This is a genomic window from Affinirhizobium helianthi (genome assembly GCF_042680945.1).
GTDB lineage: Bacteria > Pseudomonadota > Alphaproteobacteria > Rhizobiales > Rhizobiaceae > Neorhizobium > Neorhizobium helianthi.
In genome coordinates, this window is record NZ_JBHUEQ010000023.1 from 199,074 (window position 1) to 217,390 (window position 18,317).

An 18,317-nucleotide genomic window follows, 5' to 3' on the forward strand; every position below is an offset into this window, starting at 1 on the left:
GATGAGCAATGTGGTCCCCCTCCCTGGATTGGTGAAAAGCGCTCCTGGTGGGAGGCCACTTGGCCTGTTTGCAATCAACCTCGATCGTTCGCCGGATCGCTGGGCAGAGATCGAGCGTGGATTTGGCGGGCTCGCCTGGCCGCTGCATCGCGTGGCGGGCATCGATGCGCGCCAGAACCCTGATGAGGTTCTGGCGGTTCGCGGGTTGGAAATGCGCCATCCACCCTTCGCAGTCGGATGGAACGCTCGCCGCAACCGCTTGTTCATGGTGACAGAAGAGGCATGCTTTGTTGGGCATGTTCTCGCCTGGCGGGTGTTTCTGGCTTCGGATTTCGAGCATGCGATCATCCTCGAAGACGATGCCGTGCCGCAGGACGGTTTCGAAGGGGCAGTGGAAGAGCTACTCGCGCAAGACCTCGGCGCCGCGATTGTGAAGCTGGAAGGTATCTACAGGCCAGGTGGCCGCAAGGTACTGCCGCTTGGCAAGGTTGGCGACCGTCTGTTGGTGCGTTCCCTGCGTCCGGTCTCCGGGGCGGCAGGCTATCTGATCACGCGGTCAGCGGCAGAACGTCTGCTGGAGCGGACCGGATCGGCGCTTGTTCCTGCGGATGATTTCCTCTGGTCTCCTGCATGGCATGGACTGAAGGTTCTGGATGTTGCGCCGTGGGTGGTCATGCAATCAGGTGCCGAGAGCGTGATTGCGACGAGCCGTGATGCGAAAAAGACCAGAAGGGCAAATTTGCCCGGCCGGTCTGTCTTGATGGCGTTGAAGCGGATGCAGGAGCGCCTGGCTCTTTTGTGGTCTGCCTGTGACGGGCGACCGTGGCGATTGATGAATGCGACAATGGCGCAATGGGCGCCGGAAGACTATAACAAGGTAAACAGCAAGGCGGTAGCCGCCGAGGATCGAAGGTCCAGCAATGGTTGAACTCGCTCTCCCCAAAAACTCCCAGATGACCGAAGGCAAGGTCTGGCCCAAGCCGGCGGGTGCCACAAATGTCCGGGAATTCCGCATTTACCGATGGAATCCCGATGATGGCCATAACCCCCGCATCGATACCTATTACGTTGATGTCGATGATTGCGGGCCCATGGTGCTGGATGCGCTTCTCTACATCAAGAACAAGGTCGATCCGACACTGACCCTGCGCCGTTCGTGCCGCGAAGGCATTTGCGGTTCCTGCGCCATGAATATCGATGGTTCCAACACGCTTGCCTGCACCAAGGGCATGGAAGACATCAATGGCACGGTGAAGGTCTATCCGCTGCCGCACATGCCGGTGGTGAAGGATCTGGTTCCGGATCTGACCAATTTCTACGCACAGCACCGTTCCATCGAACCTTGGCTGAAAACGGTTTCCCCGACGCCCGCCAAGGAGTGGAAGCAGAGCCACGAAGACCGTTTGAAGCTGGATGGTCTTTATGAATGCATTCTCTGCGCCTGCTGCTCCACGTCCTGTCCGTCCTACTGGTGGAATGGTGATCGCTATCTCGGCCCGGCAGTCCTGTTGCAGGCCTATCGCTGGCTGATCGACAGCCGCGATGAGGCAAAGGGCGAACGTCTGGATAACCTGGAAGACCCCTTCCGTCTCTATCGTTGCCACACGATCATGAACTGCGCGCAGACCTGTCCGAAGGGGCTGAATCCTGCCAAGGCCATCGCTGAAATCAAGAAGATGATGGTCGAGCGCCGGATCTGACGCGCAAAAGATCGCTTGACCTCGCGCAGATGTGTTCCATCTGCGCCCTCAGGATCTTCACGCCGGGAGCGATTTGTGCTCCTTGGCTTGATTTGACACGGTCCTTGGCGATAATTCGGCTGTACCGGCAGGTGATAGTCTTGCAGAAGCAGAAAGCGGGAGCTTTATGATGCAGTTCAGATATTTGGTAACCGGCGTTATGATCACAATGGCATTGACCGGTTGCCAGAGGACCTCTTCCAGCCCCTACAGCAATCTGCCAGGGCCCGCGCCCCTGCAAGCCCAGCCGGTGCCTTCCGTTCAGTCCAATCAATTGCCCGCTCCTGGCGCAGCCGATGCGTCGCAGTTTCCGGCGGCACCCAATGCTGGTGGAACGCAGATGGCCTCCTTGCCGCCTGGCGGCGGTGCGGAGCCTGCCACGGCGATGGATGTGTCAAAGGAATCCCTGGTTGGCAACTGGCGCGTGAATGCGGCAGGCGCGAGCTGCGACATGTTCCTGACGCTGACCAACCTTGGGAGCGGCGCTCGCGGCGGAACGCGCGGATGCGTCGGCGAGTTGACGACCATGGGTTCCTGGGAAGTGTCCGGCAAAACGGTACTCTTCAAGAACCGCAATGGCGACGTCATTGGCCGTGTCTACAAGAGCGCGGATACACGTTACGACGGTACCACTGCTTCCGGCCAGCAGCTCAGCCTCAGCCGTTGATGATACCCCGATAGGGGTTTCAGCAGATGCGGGCAGCGGAAGACAGCTTTGCCGTACATCAGGATTAACGGCGGGGTGGAGAGGTGCGCATACAGGTCTGGCAAGAGTGTCCAGCTGCTTTGCCTTCTTTGCATTGAGGATGCTGCATGGGCTGCCTGTTGCGACCGCATCGCTCGAAGCCGCGCTTCATCTTGACCGCCACGATCGGCTGCTGCGCCTCTTTGATCACCCCTATCGTCTGTACGAGTTGGAACCGGTCATCTTAAGTGTTCATCCCGGTCCGCGTCTCCCTTCTGCCGCCAGTCGCTCTGCCTTGTCAGAGCCTCGGGCCCTCTGCCCCAGGTATCTAGCTCCATGGCATCTCTTCCCGATTATAAGTTCAGTGTCAGTGATGAACTGAAAGCCCTCAATGCAGCCGGGACGCTGCAGGCCGATCCGGAGCAGATGGCCGTTTCCGGCGCTTTGGACAGGGTTCTGGCGTCCCTTCGGGAAAAGGGGCCGGCCAAGAAATCCAGCGCTCTGGGATGGCTGTTTGGCGCCAAGCGCAAGACCGCCGATGCCGACATCAAGGGCCTCTATATTTACGGCTCCGTGGGGCGCGGCAAGACCATGCTCATGGATATGTTTTTCAGCAAGGCGCCCGTGGCAGCAAAGCGTCGCTGCCACTTTCACGAATTCATGGCGGATGTTCACGGGCGCATCCACGCGCATCGGCAGAAATTGAAGGCGGGCGAGACCAAGGAAACCGATCCGGTTCCACCGGTGGCGGCCAGCATTTTCGCAGAAGCCGAATTGCTGTGCTTCGACGAATTTTCCGTGACTGACATTGCCGATGCCATGATCCTCGGGCGGCTGTTCACAGAACTGTTCCGCCTGGGCTGCGTGCTGGTTGCCACATCCAACGTTGCGCCGGACGATCTTTATCGCGACGGCCTGAACCGCTCGCTTTTCCTGCCCTTTGTCGATCTGTTGAAGCAGTATGTTGGCGTCATCACGCTGGACTCGCCGACCGATTATCGCATGGAGAAGATGGCGAGCCTGCCTGTTTACCTCTCGCCCCTCGGGCCTTCCACCGATGCGGCAATGGAGGCTGCCTGGCATCAGGTGACCGAGGGAAAGAAGAGTGTGCCGGCCGAGATTCCGCTCAAAGGCAGAAGCATCCCCGTACCTCAGGCAGCAGGCAAAGCTGCGCGTTTCGCCTTTTCCGATCTCTGCGAAAAGCCGCTGGGCGCTGCGGACTACCTGCAGATCGCCCAGCGCTATGACGTGGTGTTCATAGAGCGTGTGCCGCGAATGGGACTAAACAAGCGCAACGAAACTAAGCGTTTCATTAATCTCATCGATGCATTCTACGACCGCACGATCCGGGTCTTCATCTCTGCGGAAGCCACACCGGAAGACCTGCTGACGGAGCGCATGGGCACGGAAGGATTCGAGTTCGACCGCACCGTCTCGCGGCTTTTCGAAATGCGCAGCCCGGATTATCTGGCACTGCATCAGGAAAAACACCCGCAATCTTGACAGAACGATGACGAAATATCTTACGTTTACGTAAGAATTTGGTGCTTTAACCGATTGAAAATACTAGCCTCAAAAGAATCGGTTGCCATTTTGAGCCAGTAGAGCTATGCGATGTGCCCAGATCGGTCGACAGTTCTGATGCCGACCACGCCTTCGAAAGAGAGGAAGCTTCTCAATGGCTCGCAAGAAGATTGCACTTATCGGCTCTGGCATGATCGGCGGTACGCTGGCCCATTTGGCCAGCCTGAAGGAATTGGGCGACATCGTCCTGTTCGACATCGCTGACGGTATTCCGCAGGGTAAGGGTCTGGATATTGCCCAGTCCGGTCCTGTCGAAGGGTTCAATGCCAAGCTTTCCGGCGCAAGCGATTATGCTGCGATCGAAGGCGCCGATGTCTGCATCGTCACAGCAGGCGTTGCCCGCAAGCCGGGCATGAGCCGCGACGACCTTCTGGGCATCAACCTGAAGGTCATGGAGCAGGTGGGTGCGGGCATCAAGAAATACGCCCCGAATGCTTTCGTTATCTGCATCACCAACCCGCTTGACGCGATGGTCTGGGCTCTGCAGAAGTTCTCCGGCCTGCCAAAGAACATGGTTGTCGGCATGGCTGGCGTTCTCGACTCTGCTCGCTTCCGTCTCTTCCTCTCGGAAGAATTCAATGTTTCCGTTGAAGATGTGACGGCCTTTGTTCTGGGTGGTCATGGTGACACCATGGTGCCGCTCGCGCGCTATTCCACGGTTGCCGGCATCCCGTTGACGGATCTCGTCAAGATGGGCTGGGTCAGCGCCGAGCGTCTCGAGCAGATCATCCAGCGTACGCGTGATGGCGGTGCGGAGATCGTCGGTCTGCTCAAGACCGGTTCTGCCTATTATGCGCCGGCTGCTTCTGCCATCGAGATGGCTGAGTCCTACCTCAAGGACAAGAAGCGCGTTCTGCCCTGCGCTGCGCATCTGTCGGGCCAGTATGGCGTTAACGACATGTATGTCGGCGTTCCGACTGTCATCGGTGCCGGTGGTGTGGAGCGCATCATCGAAATCGATCTCAACAATGACGAAAAGGCCGCGTTTGAAAAGTCGGTCGGTGCTGTCGCTGGCCTCTGCGAAGCCTGCACCAACATCGCGCCTTCCCTGAAGTAATCGCCCAGCGGCCCCGTATCCCAAGGACCAGACGATGAACATTCATGAATATCAGGCCAAAGCTCTTCTGAAGGGCTTTGGTGCGCCGGTCGCCCAAGGTGTGGCGATCCATTCCGCCGAAGAGGCTGAGGCTGCTGCCAAGCAGCTTCCCGGCCCTCTCTATGTGGTCAAGAGCCAGATCCATGCTGGCGGCCGCGGCAAGGGTAAGTTCAAGGAACTTGGCCCGGACGCCAAGGGCGGTGTTCGCCTGGCAAAGTCCATCGAGGAAGTTGTCGCTCACGCCAAGGATATGCTTGGTAACACGCTGGTGACTGCCCAAACCGGCGAGGCTGGCAAGCAGGTGAACCGTCTCTACATCGAAGACGGTGCAGATATTGCACGCGAACTCTACTGCTCGCTGCTGGTTGACCGCTCCGTTGGCCGCGTTGCCTTCGTCGTTTCGACGGAAGGTGGCATGGACATCGAGGCTGTGGCCCATGACACACCGGAGAAGATCCACACCATCGCTATCGACCCGGAAACGGGCGTGACGGCGGATGACGTGGCGAAGATCTCTGCGGCGCTGGCGCTCGATGGTGCCGCTGCCGAAGATGCCAAGTCGCTGTTCCCGGCGCTCTACAAGGCCTTCAACGAGAAGGACATGTCCCTTCTCGAAATCAATCCGCTGATCGTCATGACCAATGGTCATCTGCGCGTTCTCGACGCCAAGGTGTCCTTCGACGGCAACGCTCTGTTCCGTCACGACGACGTGCGTGCGCTGCGCGACGAGACGGAAGAAGATGCCAAGGAAATCGAAGCATCCAAGTGGGATCTTGCCTATGTTGCTCTCGATGGCAACATCGGCTGCATGGTGAACGGCGCTGGCCTTGCCATGGCAACGATGGACATCATCAAGCTGTACGGCAAGGAGCCAGCAAACTTCTGCGACGTCGGCGGTGGTGCTGGCAAGGAGAAGGTTGCAGCTGCGTTCAAGATCATCACGGCGGATCCGAAGGTTGAGGGCATCCTCGTCAACATCTTCGGCGGCATCATGAAGTGCGACGTCATCGCTGAAGGCGTGATCGCCGCAGTGAAGGAAGTTGGCCTCAAGGTTCCGCTCGTCGTTCGCCTGGAAGGCACGAATGTTGAGCTCGGCAAGAAGCTTCTCAACGAATCTGGCCTCGCCATTACGGCAGCTGACGACTTGGACGATGCTGCCAAGAAGATCGTCGCGGCGATCGAAGCGAAGTAATATGGCTCCTCTATCCCGGATTGCGCGAACCAGGCAGATTTTCTGGCCGTCCATGACGGATTGCCGTTTGCCGCATTTTGTGTGCTGGGATGAAAATCCCAACGCCGAGATTGCGGCAAACCAGGCGCAATTCTCTGCCAAATGTGATGCTGATGCGTTCTATGACTTAAAGACGCATGACGTGAATATCACGGTTTGGCAGGGCGTTCTGGGCAAGGCCGTGAAAGATGGTCACGTCGACTGGTTTCACACACGCTGGCGCTTGGGTCAGGGTGCCGCACCGGGGCTGAAGGCTATTAAACAGCCTGAGAAATGCCATGGCGTTGCATGGACAACGTCCAACTTAAACGATCACGAAGCTTTCAGGCAGTATACCTGCTGCTGCGGCGAGGTTTGAAAATGTCTATTCTCGTAAACAAGAACACCAAGGTCCTGGTTCAGGGCCTGACCGGCAAGACCGGCACTTTCCACACCGAACAGGCGCTTGCCTACTACGGCACGCAGATGGTCGGCGGTATTCACCCGAAGAAGGGTGGCGAAACCTGGACCGGCTCCAAGGGCGAAAGCCTGCCGATCTTTGCTTCCGTTGCCGAGGGCAAGGAAAAGACCGGCGCCGATGCGACCGTGATCTACGTTCCGCCGGCAGGTGCAGCCGATGCCATCATCGAGGCGATCGACGCGGAAATCCCGTTCATCACCTGCATCACCGAAGGTATCCCGGTGATGGATATGGTGCGCGTGAAGGCCAAGCTCGACAAGTCGAAGTCTCGTCTGCTCGGCCCGAACTGCCCAGGCATTCTGACGCCGGAAGAGTGCAAGATCGGCATCATGCCGGGCTCCATCTTCCGCAAGGGTTCTGTCGGTATCGTTTCCCGCTCCGGAACGCTGACCTACGAAGCAGTCTTCCAGACCTCTAATGAAGGTCTTGGCCAGACAACGGCTGTCGGCATCGGCGGCGACCCGGTCAAGGGTACGGAATTCATCGACGTGCTGGAAATGTTCCTGGCCGACGAAGCCACGACCTCGATCATCATGATCGGCGAAATCGGCGGCTCGGCAGAAGAAGATGCGGCACAGTTCCTCATCGACGAAGCCAGACAAGGCCGTAAGAAGCCGATGGCTGGCTTCATCGCTGGCCGTACGGCGCCGAAGGGCCGCACCATGGGCCATGCCGGTGCTGTGGTGTCCGGTGGCAAGGGTGACGCGGAATCGAAGATCGCAGCCATGGAAGCTGCCGGTATCAAGGTTTCGCCATCTCCGGCACGCCTGGGCAAGACGCTGGTTGAAGTCCTCAAGGGCTGACGCCACATATTGGCCAGCTGATTAAGCTTCAGGCAGGCGAGCCTTGATAGGATCGCCTGCCTATGCCGCAGTTAAGGGTAACTGGCCCTGTGGCGACCAGATGAAAGCGACGGCCGGCGCTTCGAGAACCGGCATCAAGATTACGTCAGGAGGCGGGCGCCACGTCCGCGATAGCACCATGGCACGGCAAGAAGCCAACGAGCAGTTCCTTATCACCTCGTTCCTCGACGGCGCGAATGCTGCTTATATCGAGCAGCTTTATGCGAAGTATGAGGAGGATCCGAATTCGGTCGGACCCGAGTGGCAGTCCTTCTTCAAGGCGCTTGCCGATAACCCGGAAGATGTCAAAAAGGCCGCTCAGGGCGCCTCCTGGCAGCGCAAGAACTGGCCAATTCCCGCCAATGGCGAATTGGTGTCAGCGCTGGATGGTAACTGGCCTGTTGTCGAGAAGGCTATCGAGACGAAGGTCAAAGCCAAGGCAGAAGCGGCTGCAAAGTCCTCCGGCCAGGCTGTCGATCCTGCTGAAGTGCTTCAGGCGACCCGTGATAGCGTTCGCGCCATCATGATGATCCGCGCCTACCGCATGCGTGGCCATCTGCATGCCAAGCTCGACCCGCTCGGCCTTGCTGCCCCGGTGGATGATTACAACGAGCTTTCGCCAAGTGCCTACGGTTTCACCGAGGCCGATTACGACCGCAAGATCTTCATCGATAACGTGCTCGGCCTCGAATATGCGACCGTGCGCGAAATGCTGGAGATCCTGCAGCGCACCTATTGTTCCACGCTCGGCGTTGAGTTCATGCACATCTCCAACCCGGAGGAAAAGGCCTGGATTCAGGAACGCATCGAAGGTCCGGGCAAGGGCGTTGAATTTACCGCCAACGGCAAGAAGGCAATCCTTCAGAAGCTGGTCGAGGCAGAAGGTTTCGAGCAGTTCATCGACGTCAAGTACAAGGGTACGAAGCGTTTCGGTCTCGATGGTGGTGAGGCGCTGATCCCTGCACTTGAGCAGATCATCAAGCGCGGTGGTCAGGACGGGCTTGAGGAAGTTGTCCTCGGCATGGCGCACCGCGGCCGCCTGAACGTGCTTTCGCAGGTGATGGGCAAGCCGCACCGCGCAATTTTCCACGAATTCAAGGGCGGTTCGTTCAAGCCGGACGAAGTGGAAGGCTCTGGTGACGTGAAGTACCACCTCGGTGCCTCTTCCGACCGCGAGTTCGACGGCAACAAGGTCCACTTGTCGTTGACCGCCAACCCGTCACACCTTGAGATTGTCAATCCGGTCGTCATGGGCAAGGCGCGCGCCAAGCAGGACATGCTGACCAAGAGCTGGGACGGCGATATCGTGCCGCTGAAGGAGCGGGCAAAGGTTCTGCCGCTGCTTCTCCACGGCGATGCGGCTTTTGCCGGTCAGGGCGTCGTGGCCGAAATCCTCGGCCTTTCGGGTCTGCGTGGCCACCGCGTTGCGGGAACCATGCATTTCATCATCAACAACCAGATCGGCTTCACCACGAACCCGGCCTTCTCGCGCTCTTCGCCCTATCCTTCGGATGTGGCCAAGATGATCGAAGCGCCGATTTTCCACGTGAACGGCGACGATCCGGAAGCGGTAACCTACGCGGCCAAGATCGCTACCGAATACCGCATGAAGTTCCACAAGCCGGTGGTCGTGGACATGTTCTGCTACCGTCGCTTCGGCCATAACGAAGGCGATGAGCCAGCGTTCACGCAGCCGAAGATGTACAAGGTCATTCGTGGCCACAAGACAGTCACCGAGCTTTACGCTGCTCGCCTGATCTCCGAAGGCCTGATCTCCGACGGCGAATTCCAGAAGATGAAGGCCGATTGGCGCGCCCATCTGGAGCAGGAATTCGAAGCTGGCCAGAGCTACAAGCCGAACAAGGCCGACTGGCTGGATGGTCAGTGGTCCGGCCTTCGCTCTGCGGACAATGCGGATGAGCAGCGCCGCGGCAAGACCGCTGTGCCGATGAAGAGCCTGAAGGAAATTGGCCGCAAGCTGGCGACCGTTCCAGACGGTTTCAACGCGCACCGCACGATCAAGCGCTTCATGGAAAACCGTGCGCAGATGATCGAGACCGGCGAGGGGATCGACTGGGCCATGGCCGAGGCACTGGCCTTCGGTTCGCTGGTCACGGAAGGCCACAAGGTTCGTCTGTCCGGACAGGACTGCGAGCGCGGAACCTTCTCGCAGCGTCATTCCGTTCTCTACGATCAGGATACGGAAGAGCGTTATATCCCGCTGGCAAACCTTGCTCCCAACCAGGCGCGCTACGAAGTCATCAACTCGATGCTTTCGGAAGAGGCGGTTCTGGGCTTCGAATACGGTTATTCGCTGGCGCGTCCGAATGCACTGACACTCTGGGAAGCGCAGTTCGGTGACTTCGCCAACGGCGCCCAGGTGGTGTTCGATCAGTTCATCTCGTCTGGTGAACGCAAGTGGCTTCGCATGTCCGGCCTCGTCTGCCTTCTGCCGCACGGCTATGAAGGTCAGGGCCCGGAACACTCCTCCGCACGTCTGGAGCGCTTCCTCCAGCTTTGCGCGGAAGACAACATGCAGGTTGCAAACTGCACCACGCCTGCGAACTACTTCCACATCCTGCGCCGTCAGTTGAAGCGTGACTTCCGCAAGCCGCTGATCCTGATGACGCCGAAGTCGCTGCTGCGCCACAAGCGCGCAACCTCTACACTGGCGGAAATGGCCGGCGAAAGCTCGTTCCACCGCCTGCTGTGGGACGATGCGGAAGTGATCAAGGACGGCCCGATCAAGCTCCAGAAGGACAACAAGATCCGCCGTGTCGTCATGTGCACCGGCAAGGTCTATTACGATCTTCTGGAAGAGCGCGAAAAGCGCGGCATCGATGACGTTTACCTGCTGCGTCTGGAACAGCTCTATCCGTTCCCGGCAAAGGCGCTCATCAATGAGCTTTCGCGCTTCCGCCACGCCGAAATGGTATGGTGCCAGGAAGAGCCGAAGAACATGGGCGCATGGGCATTCATCGACCCTTACCTCGAGTGGGTTCTGGCCCATATCGATGCCAAGTATCAGCGCGTCCGTTACACGGGCCGTCCGGCTGCCGCTTCTCCGGCAACGGGCCTGATGTCCAAGCATCTGGCGCAGCTCGAAGCCTTCCTCGAAGACGCGCTCGGCGGCTAATTCAGCCGTCGCGCTCTTCTAAAAGCGAAACACGATATCGGATCAAAAACGGAAAAAGATCATGGCCACCGAAATTCGCGTCCCTACCCTCGGCGAATCCGTCAGCGAGGCAACCGTCGGCACCTGGTTCAAGAAGGTGGGCGACACGGTAAAGGCCGACGAGCCGATCGTTGAGCTGGAAACCGACAAGGTTACGGTTGAAGTACCGGCACCTGCATCTGGCGTCCTGACGGAAATCGTCGCCCAGGCTGGCGAAACCGTCGGTCTCGGCGCACTTCTCGGCCAGATCGCCGAAGGTGCCGCTGGCTCGGCTGGCACTTCCGCTCCGGCTGCTGCACCTGCGGCTCCCGCACCTGCTGCAGCCCCAGCACCTGCAGCGTCTGCTGCACCGGCTCAGGGCACATCCATGCCTGCCGCACCGGCGGCTGCCAAGCTTGCTGCCGATAACAACATCTCCACCGCGGATGTCGATGGTTCCGGCAAGCGCGGTCAGGTTCTGAAGGGTGATGTGCTGGCGGCGATTGCCAAGGGTCCGGCTGCAGCGTCTGCACCGGCTGCCGTTCCGGCAGCTCCGCGCGCACCCTCGACGGCGGAAGATTCCGTTCGCGAAGAGCGCGTGAAGATGACACGCCTGCGTCAGACGATTGCCAAGCGCCTGAAGGATGCGCAGAACACGGCTGCCATGCTGACCACCTATAACGAGGTGGACATGAAGGCGGTTATGGACCTGCGCAACCGCTACAAGGACGTGTTCGAAAAGAAGCACGGCGTAAAGCTCGGCTTCATGGGCTTCTTCACCAAGGCTGTCACGCACGCCCTGAAGGAACTGCCTGCTGTCAATGCTGAGATCGACGGCACGGACATCATTTACAAGAACTACTGCCACGTCGGCATGGCCGTTGGTACGGACAAGGGTCTCGTTGTTCCGGTCATCCGCGACGCTGACCAGCTTTCCATCGCCGGCGTTGAGAAGGAACTCGGTCGCCTTGCCAAGGCTGCCCGTGACGGTTCTCTGGGCATGGCCGACATGCAGGGCGGCACCTTCACCATCACCAATGGTGGCGTGTACGGCTCTCTGATGTCCTCGCCGATCCTCAATGCACCGCAGTCGGGCATTCTCGGCATGCACAAGATCCAGGAGCGCCCGGTCGTTGTTGGCGGTCAGATCGTCATCCGTCCGATGATGTATCTCGCGCTCTCCTACGATCACCGTATCGTTGACGGCAAGGAAGCGGTGACCTTCCTCGTGCGCGTCAAGGAAAGCCTGGAAGATCCGGAGCGTCTGGTTCTCGACCTCTAATCAGTTCATGCGGCGGCGGGGGCAAAACCTCCGCCGCTTAAATATTGGAGCATCGGGCATACAGGCCTACGAAGCTCGATGTTCTAATTCGTTTGTTTCTGCATCGGATTTCCCGAAAACCGGTTCCCACCTTTCGGTCCGATGCTATGGGGAGCGCGTCGAAGGCTTTTCGCAACGCCGATGCGCAGAAGGAGAGCCATTGCCATGGAGCCGACCTTTCTTGCTGCATCACCCTTTCTGCCAATCATTGGATTGAGCGTTTTGCTGTTGATCGGCCACATCATGCTACAGGGCGTGACCGCAACAAAGGAACTTGGAACCGACTGGAACGCGGGTCCGCGTGACGGCAACAGAAAGCCGGAAGGCAAGCTGGCTGGCCGCGCCGAGCGCGCATCGACCAATTTTCGCGAAACCTATCTGGCATTCATTGCCTTGGCCTTCGGTCTCATTCTGGCAGGTGACCCGCATACTCTGGGGCTTATTGGCGCTTGGCTATGGCTGGTCTGCCGGCTAATTTATATCCCCCTCTATCTAGCAGGAATTCCCTATATCCGGTCGTTTGTCTGGGTAGGATCGATGGTGGGGCTCGGGTTAATGTTTGTGGTCTTGATGTTCTGATGATGTCGAACACGGGCTTCTAGGAGCAGAAGATGCATCCCTATCTTTTTGAACTTGCTTCGCTCATGGCAATCTTTGCTTTCGTGATCGTGTCGCCTGGCGCAGATCTGGCAATGGTCATTCGGCAGGCACTTGTGCATGGCCGCCGCCAAGCCATCGTTACCAGCTTTGGAATTGGTGCGGCCTTCATGCTGCATGTTAGCTACACGATCTTAGGCCTGGGCCTGATCATTTCCCAGTCGATCTACCTGTTCAACATCGTGAAATGGTGCGGTGTCGCCTATTTGCTTTACATCGGCGTGAAAGCCTTGCGAGCGGGCAAGACCGATATTACTGCGCCTGAGGCGACAGACGTAGAACCGAAGCAACAGTCGGCCCGCAAGGCTTTTATCTTAGGCTTTGCTGCTAATGCGCTGAACCCGAAAGCGGTCTTCTTCTTTCTCTCCATTTTCTCGGCTGTCATCAGCGTGCACACGCCGATGGTGGTGAAATTCGGTTACGGCCTGGTGATGGCAAGCTGCCTGATCGCCTGGTTCATCGGCGTCAGCACGTTCATGACGACGGCGCGGATGAGGGCGGCCTTCTCCCGCGCCAGCCAGTGGATCGATCGGGTCAGCGGTGCGGTGTTTATCGTGCTCGGCCTGAAGCTTGCGACAGAGAAGGCGGGCTGATCCTCTTCAATTGCGCGCGTTGCGCTCCATGAATTCTGCCGTGCTCCGGCGCGGCTGCGGAAACAAGACAAAGGATGAATGAAATGGCTTATGATGTCGTTGTTATCGGTACCGGCCCTGGCGGTTATGTCTGCGCGATCAAGGCAGCACAGCTGGGCATGAAGGTAGCCGTCGTCGAAAAGCGCTCGACCTTCGGCGGCACCTGCCTCAACGTGGGCTGCATCCCCTCCAAGGCGCTTCTGCATGCTTCCGAGGTTTTCGCGCATGCCAAGCACGGCATGGCGGATCTGGGCGTCGAGGTTTCCGGCACGACGCTGAACCTTGAGAAGATGATGGGCCACAAGGATGCGACGGTAAAGGCTAACGTCGATGGCGTCGCCTTCCTGTTCAAGAAGAACAAGATCGAAAGCTTTATCGGCACAGGCAAGATCGTCGCTGCCGGCAAGGTTTCCGTCACCGGCGAAGATGGCCAGGTGCAGGAGCTCGAAACCAAGAACATCGTTATTGCCACCGGTTCAGAAGTTGCAGGCATTCCCGGCGTGCCAGTCGAAATAGACGAGAAGGTCATCGTGTCCTCGACAGGCGGTATCGCGCTTGAAAAAGTGCCGGGTCACATGGTCGTTGTCGGTGGCGGTGTTATCGGCCTGGAGCTTGGCTCCGTTTGGTCGCGCCTCGGCGCAAAGGTCACGGTTGTCGAATATCTCGACACGATTCTTGGCGGCATGGACGGCGAGGTTTCCAAGCAGTTCCAGCGTATGCTGGCCAAGCAGGGCATGGAGTTCAACCTGGGTGCAAAGGTAACTGCGGTTGCCAAATCCGATACCGGTGCCAAGGTAACCTTCGAACCTGTGAAGGGCGGTGAGCCGCAAACGATCGATGCCGACGTTGTGCTGGTTGCAACCGGCCGCAAGCCCTACACGGCGGGCCTCGGCCTGGAAGAAGCGGGTGTCGTGCTTGATAATCGCGGACGTGTCGAAATCGACGGTCATTACGCAACGAACGTTCCCGGCATCTATGCGATCGGCGACGTGGTGAAGGGCCCGATGCTTGCACACAAGGCGGAAGACGAAGGTGTGGCGCTGGCGGAAATTCTGGCTGGCCAGCATGGCCATGTGAATTATGAAGTGATCCCTGGCGTCGTCTATACGCAGCCGGAAGTGGCTTCCGTCGGCAAGACCGAAGAGGAACTCAAGGCGGCTGGCGTATCTTACAAGGTTGGCAAATTCCCCTTCACCGCCAATGGCCGCGCGCGCGCCATGCAGGTAACTGACGGCTTCGTGAAGGTGCTGGCAGACAAGGATACGGACCGCGTTCTCGGTGTGCATATCATCGGCTTCGGCGCAGGCGAAATGATCCATGAAGCCGCGGTTCTGATGGAATTTGGCGGTTCTTCCGAAGATCTCGGCCGCACCTGCCACGCGCACCCCACCATGTCCGAAGCGGTCAAGGAAGCGGCTCTGGCGACCTTCTTCAAGCCACTGCACATGTAAGGTCTTTCGATACCTCTATCTCACAAAAAAATGCCCCGCCTGCTCGTCAGGCGGGGCATTTTTGTATCCAACCCTTACCACTCAAGGTGATGATGCAGAAGAAAAACAGGTTTGCGAGATCAGCCGCCTGCTGCGCGCCAGAGAAGGGGGGCACATCCAATCAGAGCGTTTCCGGTGAAAACGGGGCCACCTGAAAGACTCTATATCTTTGTTTTTACGCAGTCCGGACGCAAAACCGCTACGCACCTTTCTCAGGTAAATGCTCTAATTTGCAGGGGTGACCGTAAAGCCCTTGGCCTGAAGCAGAGCAACAAGGCCCTCGTCTCCAACAAGATGCAGCGCTCCAACGGCCATAAAGGCTCCGCCCTTGTCCAGCAGGGGCGCCGCACGCTCCGCCATCACATGGTTTCGTTGCCGAACGATGCGTTCTTCGAATTCGGCATAGCCTTCGCCTTCGGTACCATCGGGAGCCACGGCCTTCAGCATCGGCATGGTCATGCCGATCTCTCCGGAAATGTAGAGATCGCGCATGGTGGTGGTCACGTCATCCAGCCGTGGTCCGAGATCGATCATCTCGATCAGCGACTTGATGTGGAATTCAACCGGAATGGAGGCCATGGCCGAGAGTTGTTCTTCCATGGTCTCGAGCCCCTTGACCTGAACGCCTTTGGCGACGGCTTCCAACGCAATCTTCTTGTCAAGGAAGGTCGCACCTTGCGCCTTGCGCGTCAGTTCACAGGCAGGCAGAGCAAGAAAACTCGCCAGAAGCCAGGGCTGCATGCGGGAAACGGCAGCCAGCGGAATACCCCGCTGCTTGAGGGCAGCCTCAAGTTTTACCTTGCTCTCGGGCGTTAGATACTGCTCGATGGTTTTGCCGTTCGGTATCATGTTCAGCTCTGGCTTGGCCAACATGCCAGCCATGGCCTTTTTCTCATCGAGAATTTCATCCGATTCGACGATCACCAGCCGGGCCTTCGATAAGGCATAAGGTGCACCGGGCGGCATTTTCAGCACGGCTGGGTCGGTGACATGCATGGTGCCGAGGAGATAGGATTTCGCGATGCCCGGCTTTTCGATCTGCCAGAACAGACCCTTGCCATTGGCAATTTTCGCGGCCTCTTCCTCAACTTTCCGATAGGCCGCCGGATCTTTCAGCTTCCATTCGGCCAGCAGATTTTGTCCGGTGCAGGCCTGCTCGGCCGCCTGCACCTTGCCCGACCAGCCAAGGCCAGCCAGAGCCAGCACCAGAAGGAAGGTGAGAAAGGCGGCCGTATGGAGCGCCGCCATAAGGCTCAGCACATCATTGCCGACACGGCGAAACAGCGAGGGTTCGTTCAGGCGTAAGGTCATCCTGTCTCCTTATCCGCCAGCCATAGAGTTTGGCTTAACGGGAATGGTTAAGGCCACCTGGGTTGTGAGGTGGAATTGTGCCTTATTGAGGCTCATGCGCGGGGATGTGCCCGGTCATACACGTCAAGAAGGCGGGCGGAATCGACACCGGTATAGACCTGGGTTGTGGAGAGGCTTGCATGGCCCAACAATTCCTGAATGGTGCGCAGATCTCCGCCACCTGCCAGCAAATGCGTGGCAAAGGAATGGCGAAGCGCGTGAGGCGTGGCATTATCCGGAAGGCCTAGCGCGCTTCTGAGCTTTTGCATTTCCCGCTGGATGATGGCCGGTTGCAATGGCCCGCCTCGCGCACCGCGAAACAGCGGTTGAGCCTCTGCCAGCGGATAGGGGCATAGTGACATGTAGTGCTGGATGGCCTGCAGAACGGAAGGCAGGAGCGGCACAAGGCGCGTCTTGCCGCCTTTCCCGAGAACTCTCAGCGCGGTCGCGTTTTCAGGAACATCCACAGGGGTCAGGCCCAGCGCTTCCGATATGCGCAGGCCGCAGCCGTAGAGAAGGGTCAGGACGGCGCAATCCCGCGCCGCGATCCACGGTTCCTCATGCATCTGGGCCTGCTTGCTGACCACCTCCAGCGCCTGACGATCGGTCAGCGGTTTGGGAAGCGATTTCGGTTGGCGGGGCGCACGGATTGCGCCCGCCGCCGCCGCGTTCACCAGGCCCTTGCGCTCCAGATAGCGCAGGAACGAGCGCAGGCCCGCCAGATGGCGACCAAGCGAGCGCGATCCCGAACCATCCCGTCTTCGCTGCGCCAGAAAGGCACGAAGATCTGCCGTGCGAAGCGTATGGAGATCGGCCAGCCGTGCGGGGCCGCCCAGGTGCCCTGTGAGAAATTGCAGGAACTGGCGCGTATCGCGCTCATAGGCCGTCAGCGTATTGGCGGAAAGCCGACGCTCGTTTCCCAGGCTTTCCAGCCAGCGGGTGCGCTGCTCCAGAAGATCGGGAGCCGCAAGGATGAGAATCTCGTTCACGCCAAAGCATCCGTTGATTTTAACAGGTCGGGTACCAGATTCACCCCTTGGCGTTACCATTCCATTAAGCATTCATAGACTCTAGCGGCATGGGAATGTCATAGTTCGATCATACAGCGCTGTAATGATTACAGCCTGTTGGCGGGAGATTTCATGCAACGCCGAGCACCGACATCTACTTTCGGGCAGATTGCCGAGGCAATCGCTCTGGTTTCACAAGGACAACCAGGGCACATCGTCGATACATTGATCGCAGAGCGCGGAACACAAATTGTGAAGCACCCGCTCTGGCCGGTCATGCGGCCGTTTCTGTATTCGCTTCTGCGTTACCGGCGGGCCGTAGGTTTCGCCAATGACATTCAGGGACTTTCCGGCCACCAGTCCTTTCAGCATCTCAGCGACATGCTGCATCTCGATATCCGCGTTCGCGGCGAAGAGAATATTCCGGCAAAGGGCGGTTTCATTCTTGTCAGCAATCACCCGACCGGCATTGCCGATGGGGTGGCGGTCTTCGATCTTTTGAAGACGCGGCGGCCTGACATGATGTTCTTCGCAAACCGGGATGCGGTGCGTGTCAATCCACGTTTTTCCGAGATGATCATTCCGGTGGAATGGCGCGAGGAATACAAAAGCAAGCTGAAGGCACGCGAAACGCTCCGGCTGACGAATCATGCGGTTGAGACGGGCAAGGTCACGGTGCTGTTTCCTTCCGGCCGCATTGCCTACTGGGACAATGGGCGCCTGAACGAGCGGCCGTGGAAAACATCTGCCGTCAGCCTTGCGAAGAAATACAATCTGCCGATCCTGCCCATGCACATGAAGGCGCGCAATTCCGGCCTGTTTTACTGGTTTGCCAAATGGTCCACCGAACTGCGCGACATGACGGTATTCTACGAGCTTCTGAACAAGAAGGGTGATCTCTTTGAGTTCACCGTAGGGCAAATGATTTCTCCGGATGCGTTGGATGGCGATCCTGCCGAGGTTACTAAAGCCCTGGAAAAGCACTCCGTCTTCGATCTGGCGAAGAACCCGGCTGCGCGATTCCAGCCGCTCAGACCGTGACGCCTTCAAGCCGGGTTCCCTTTTG

Annotated in this window: 16 protein-coding genes; 14 read left to right on the top strand and 2 right to left on the bottom strand. The window is 58.5% G+C overall.

From position 1 onward, the window contains the following. Position 1: 1 nt before the first annotated feature. The 13 genes from ACFSE1_RS13140 (at position 2) to lpdA (ending at position 14,852) form a co-directional block, all read left to right on the top strand. Positions 2-928, top strand: coding sequence for a glycosyltransferase family 25 protein (locus ACFSE1_RS13140; RefSeq protein WP_377401979.1), 927 nt, complete (start codon positions 2-4; stop codon positions 926-928). After that, positions 921-1,700 (top strand): succinate dehydrogenase iron-sulfur subunit, encoded by a 780-nt coding sequence (locus tag ACFSE1_RS13145; RefSeq protein WP_377401982.1) that lies wholly within the window; start codon positions 921-923, stop codon positions 1,698-1,700. Before ACFSE1_RS13140 ends, ACFSE1_RS13145 begins: the two co-directional genes overlap by 8 nt. A gap of 169 nt (positions 1,701-1,869) precedes the next feature. Continuing rightward, the gene (locus ACFSE1_RS13150) at positions 1,870-2,406 is read left to right on the top strand and encodes a protease inhibitor Inh/omp19 family protein (protein WP_377401985.1); all 537 of its coding nucleotides are present in this window, start codon (positions 1,870-1,872) and stop codon (positions 2,404-2,406) included. Between the two features lie 354 nt (positions 2,407-2,760). Continuing rightward, a complete protein-coding gene (zapE, locus tag ACFSE1_RS13155; protein WP_377401988.1) occupies positions 2,761-3,927 on the top strand; it encodes a cell division protein ZapE in 1,167 nt (388 codons plus the stop codon). 175 nt (positions 3,928-4,102) lie between these two features. Further along, the gene (gene mdh, locus ACFSE1_RS13160; RefSeq protein WP_377401991.1) at positions 4,103-5,065 is read left to right on the top strand and encodes a malate dehydrogenase; all 963 of its coding nucleotides are present in this window, start codon (positions 4,103-4,105) and stop codon (positions 5,063-5,065) included. A 34-nt stretch (positions 5,066-5,099) separates the two neighbouring features. Then, positions 5,100-6,296 carry an ADP-forming succinate--CoA ligase subunit beta gene (gene sucC, locus ACFSE1_RS13165; RefSeq protein ID WP_377401995.1) on the top strand — a complete coding sequence of 399 codons (1,197 nt, stop codon included), beginning with the start codon at positions 5,100-5,102 and terminating at the stop codon, positions 6,294-6,296. A 67-nt stretch (positions 6,297-6,363) separates the two neighbouring features. After that, positions 6,364-6,693, top strand: a complete 330-nt coding sequence (locus ACFSE1_RS13170) for a hypothetical protein (protein WP_377401998.1) — start codon at positions 6,364-6,366, stop codon at positions 6,691-6,693. Positions 6,694-6,695: 2 nt separating this feature from the next. Further along, positions 6,696-7,598, top strand: coding sequence for a succinate--CoA ligase subunit alpha (gene sucD, locus ACFSE1_RS13175; protein WP_377402001.1), 903 nt, complete (start codon positions 6,696-6,698; stop codon positions 7,596-7,598). A gap of 178 nt (positions 7,599-7,776) precedes the next feature. Next, positions 7,777-10,773: a 2-oxoglutarate dehydrogenase E1 component gene (locus ACFSE1_RS13180; RefSeq protein WP_377402225.1), complete on the top strand. Its 2,997-nt coding sequence runs from the start codon at positions 7,777-7,779 to the stop codon at positions 10,771-10,773. A gap of 61 nt (positions 10,774-10,834) precedes the next feature. Next, on the top strand, positions 10,835-12,073 hold the full coding sequence (gene odhB / locus ACFSE1_RS13185) for a 2-oxoglutarate dehydrogenase complex dihydrolipoyllysine-residue succinyltransferase (RefSeq protein WP_377402004.1): 1,239 nt from the start codon (positions 10,835-10,837) through the stop codon (positions 12,071-12,073). Between the two features lie 204 nt (positions 12,074-12,277). After that, positions 12,278-12,691 carry an MAPEG family protein gene (locus tag ACFSE1_RS13190; RefSeq protein WP_377402007.1) on the top strand — a complete coding sequence of 138 codons (414 nt, stop codon included), beginning with the start codon at positions 12,278-12,280 and terminating at the stop codon, positions 12,689-12,691. A 32-nt stretch (positions 12,692-12,723) separates the two neighbouring features. Further along, a complete protein-coding gene (locus ACFSE1_RS13195; RefSeq protein ID WP_377402010.1) occupies positions 12,724-13,362 on the top strand; it encodes a LysE family translocator in 639 nt (212 codons plus the stop codon). 83 nt (positions 13,363-13,445) lie between these two features. Continuing rightward, positions 13,446-14,852, top strand: a complete 1,407-nt coding sequence (gene lpdA, locus ACFSE1_RS13200; RefSeq protein ID WP_377402013.1) for a dihydrolipoyl dehydrogenase — start codon at positions 13,446-13,448, stop codon at positions 14,850-14,852. 264 nt (positions 14,853-15,116) lie between these two features. Here lpdA and ACFSE1_RS13205 read toward each other — a convergent pair whose 3' ends face one another. Continuing rightward, positions 15,117-16,202 (bottom strand): TraB/GumN family protein, encoded by a 1,086-nt coding sequence (locus ACFSE1_RS13205; protein ID WP_377402016.1) that lies wholly within the window; start codon positions 16,200-16,202, stop codon positions 15,117-15,119. Between the two features lie 92 nt (positions 16,203-16,294). Next, on the bottom strand, positions 16,295-17,230 hold the full coding sequence (locus tag ACFSE1_RS13210; RefSeq protein WP_377402019.1) for a tyrosine recombinase XerC: 936 nt from the start codon (positions 17,228-17,230) through the stop codon (positions 16,295-16,297). A 153-nt stretch (positions 17,231-17,383) separates the two neighbouring features. Between ACFSE1_RS13210 and ACFSE1_RS13215 the strand changes: the two genes are divergently transcribed. Continuing rightward, on the top strand, positions 17,384-18,292 hold the full coding sequence (locus ACFSE1_RS13215; RefSeq protein WP_377402022.1) for a GNAT family N-acetyltransferase: 909 nt from the start codon (positions 17,384-17,386) through the stop codon (positions 18,290-18,292). Positions 18,293-18,317 lie beyond the last annotated feature (25 nt).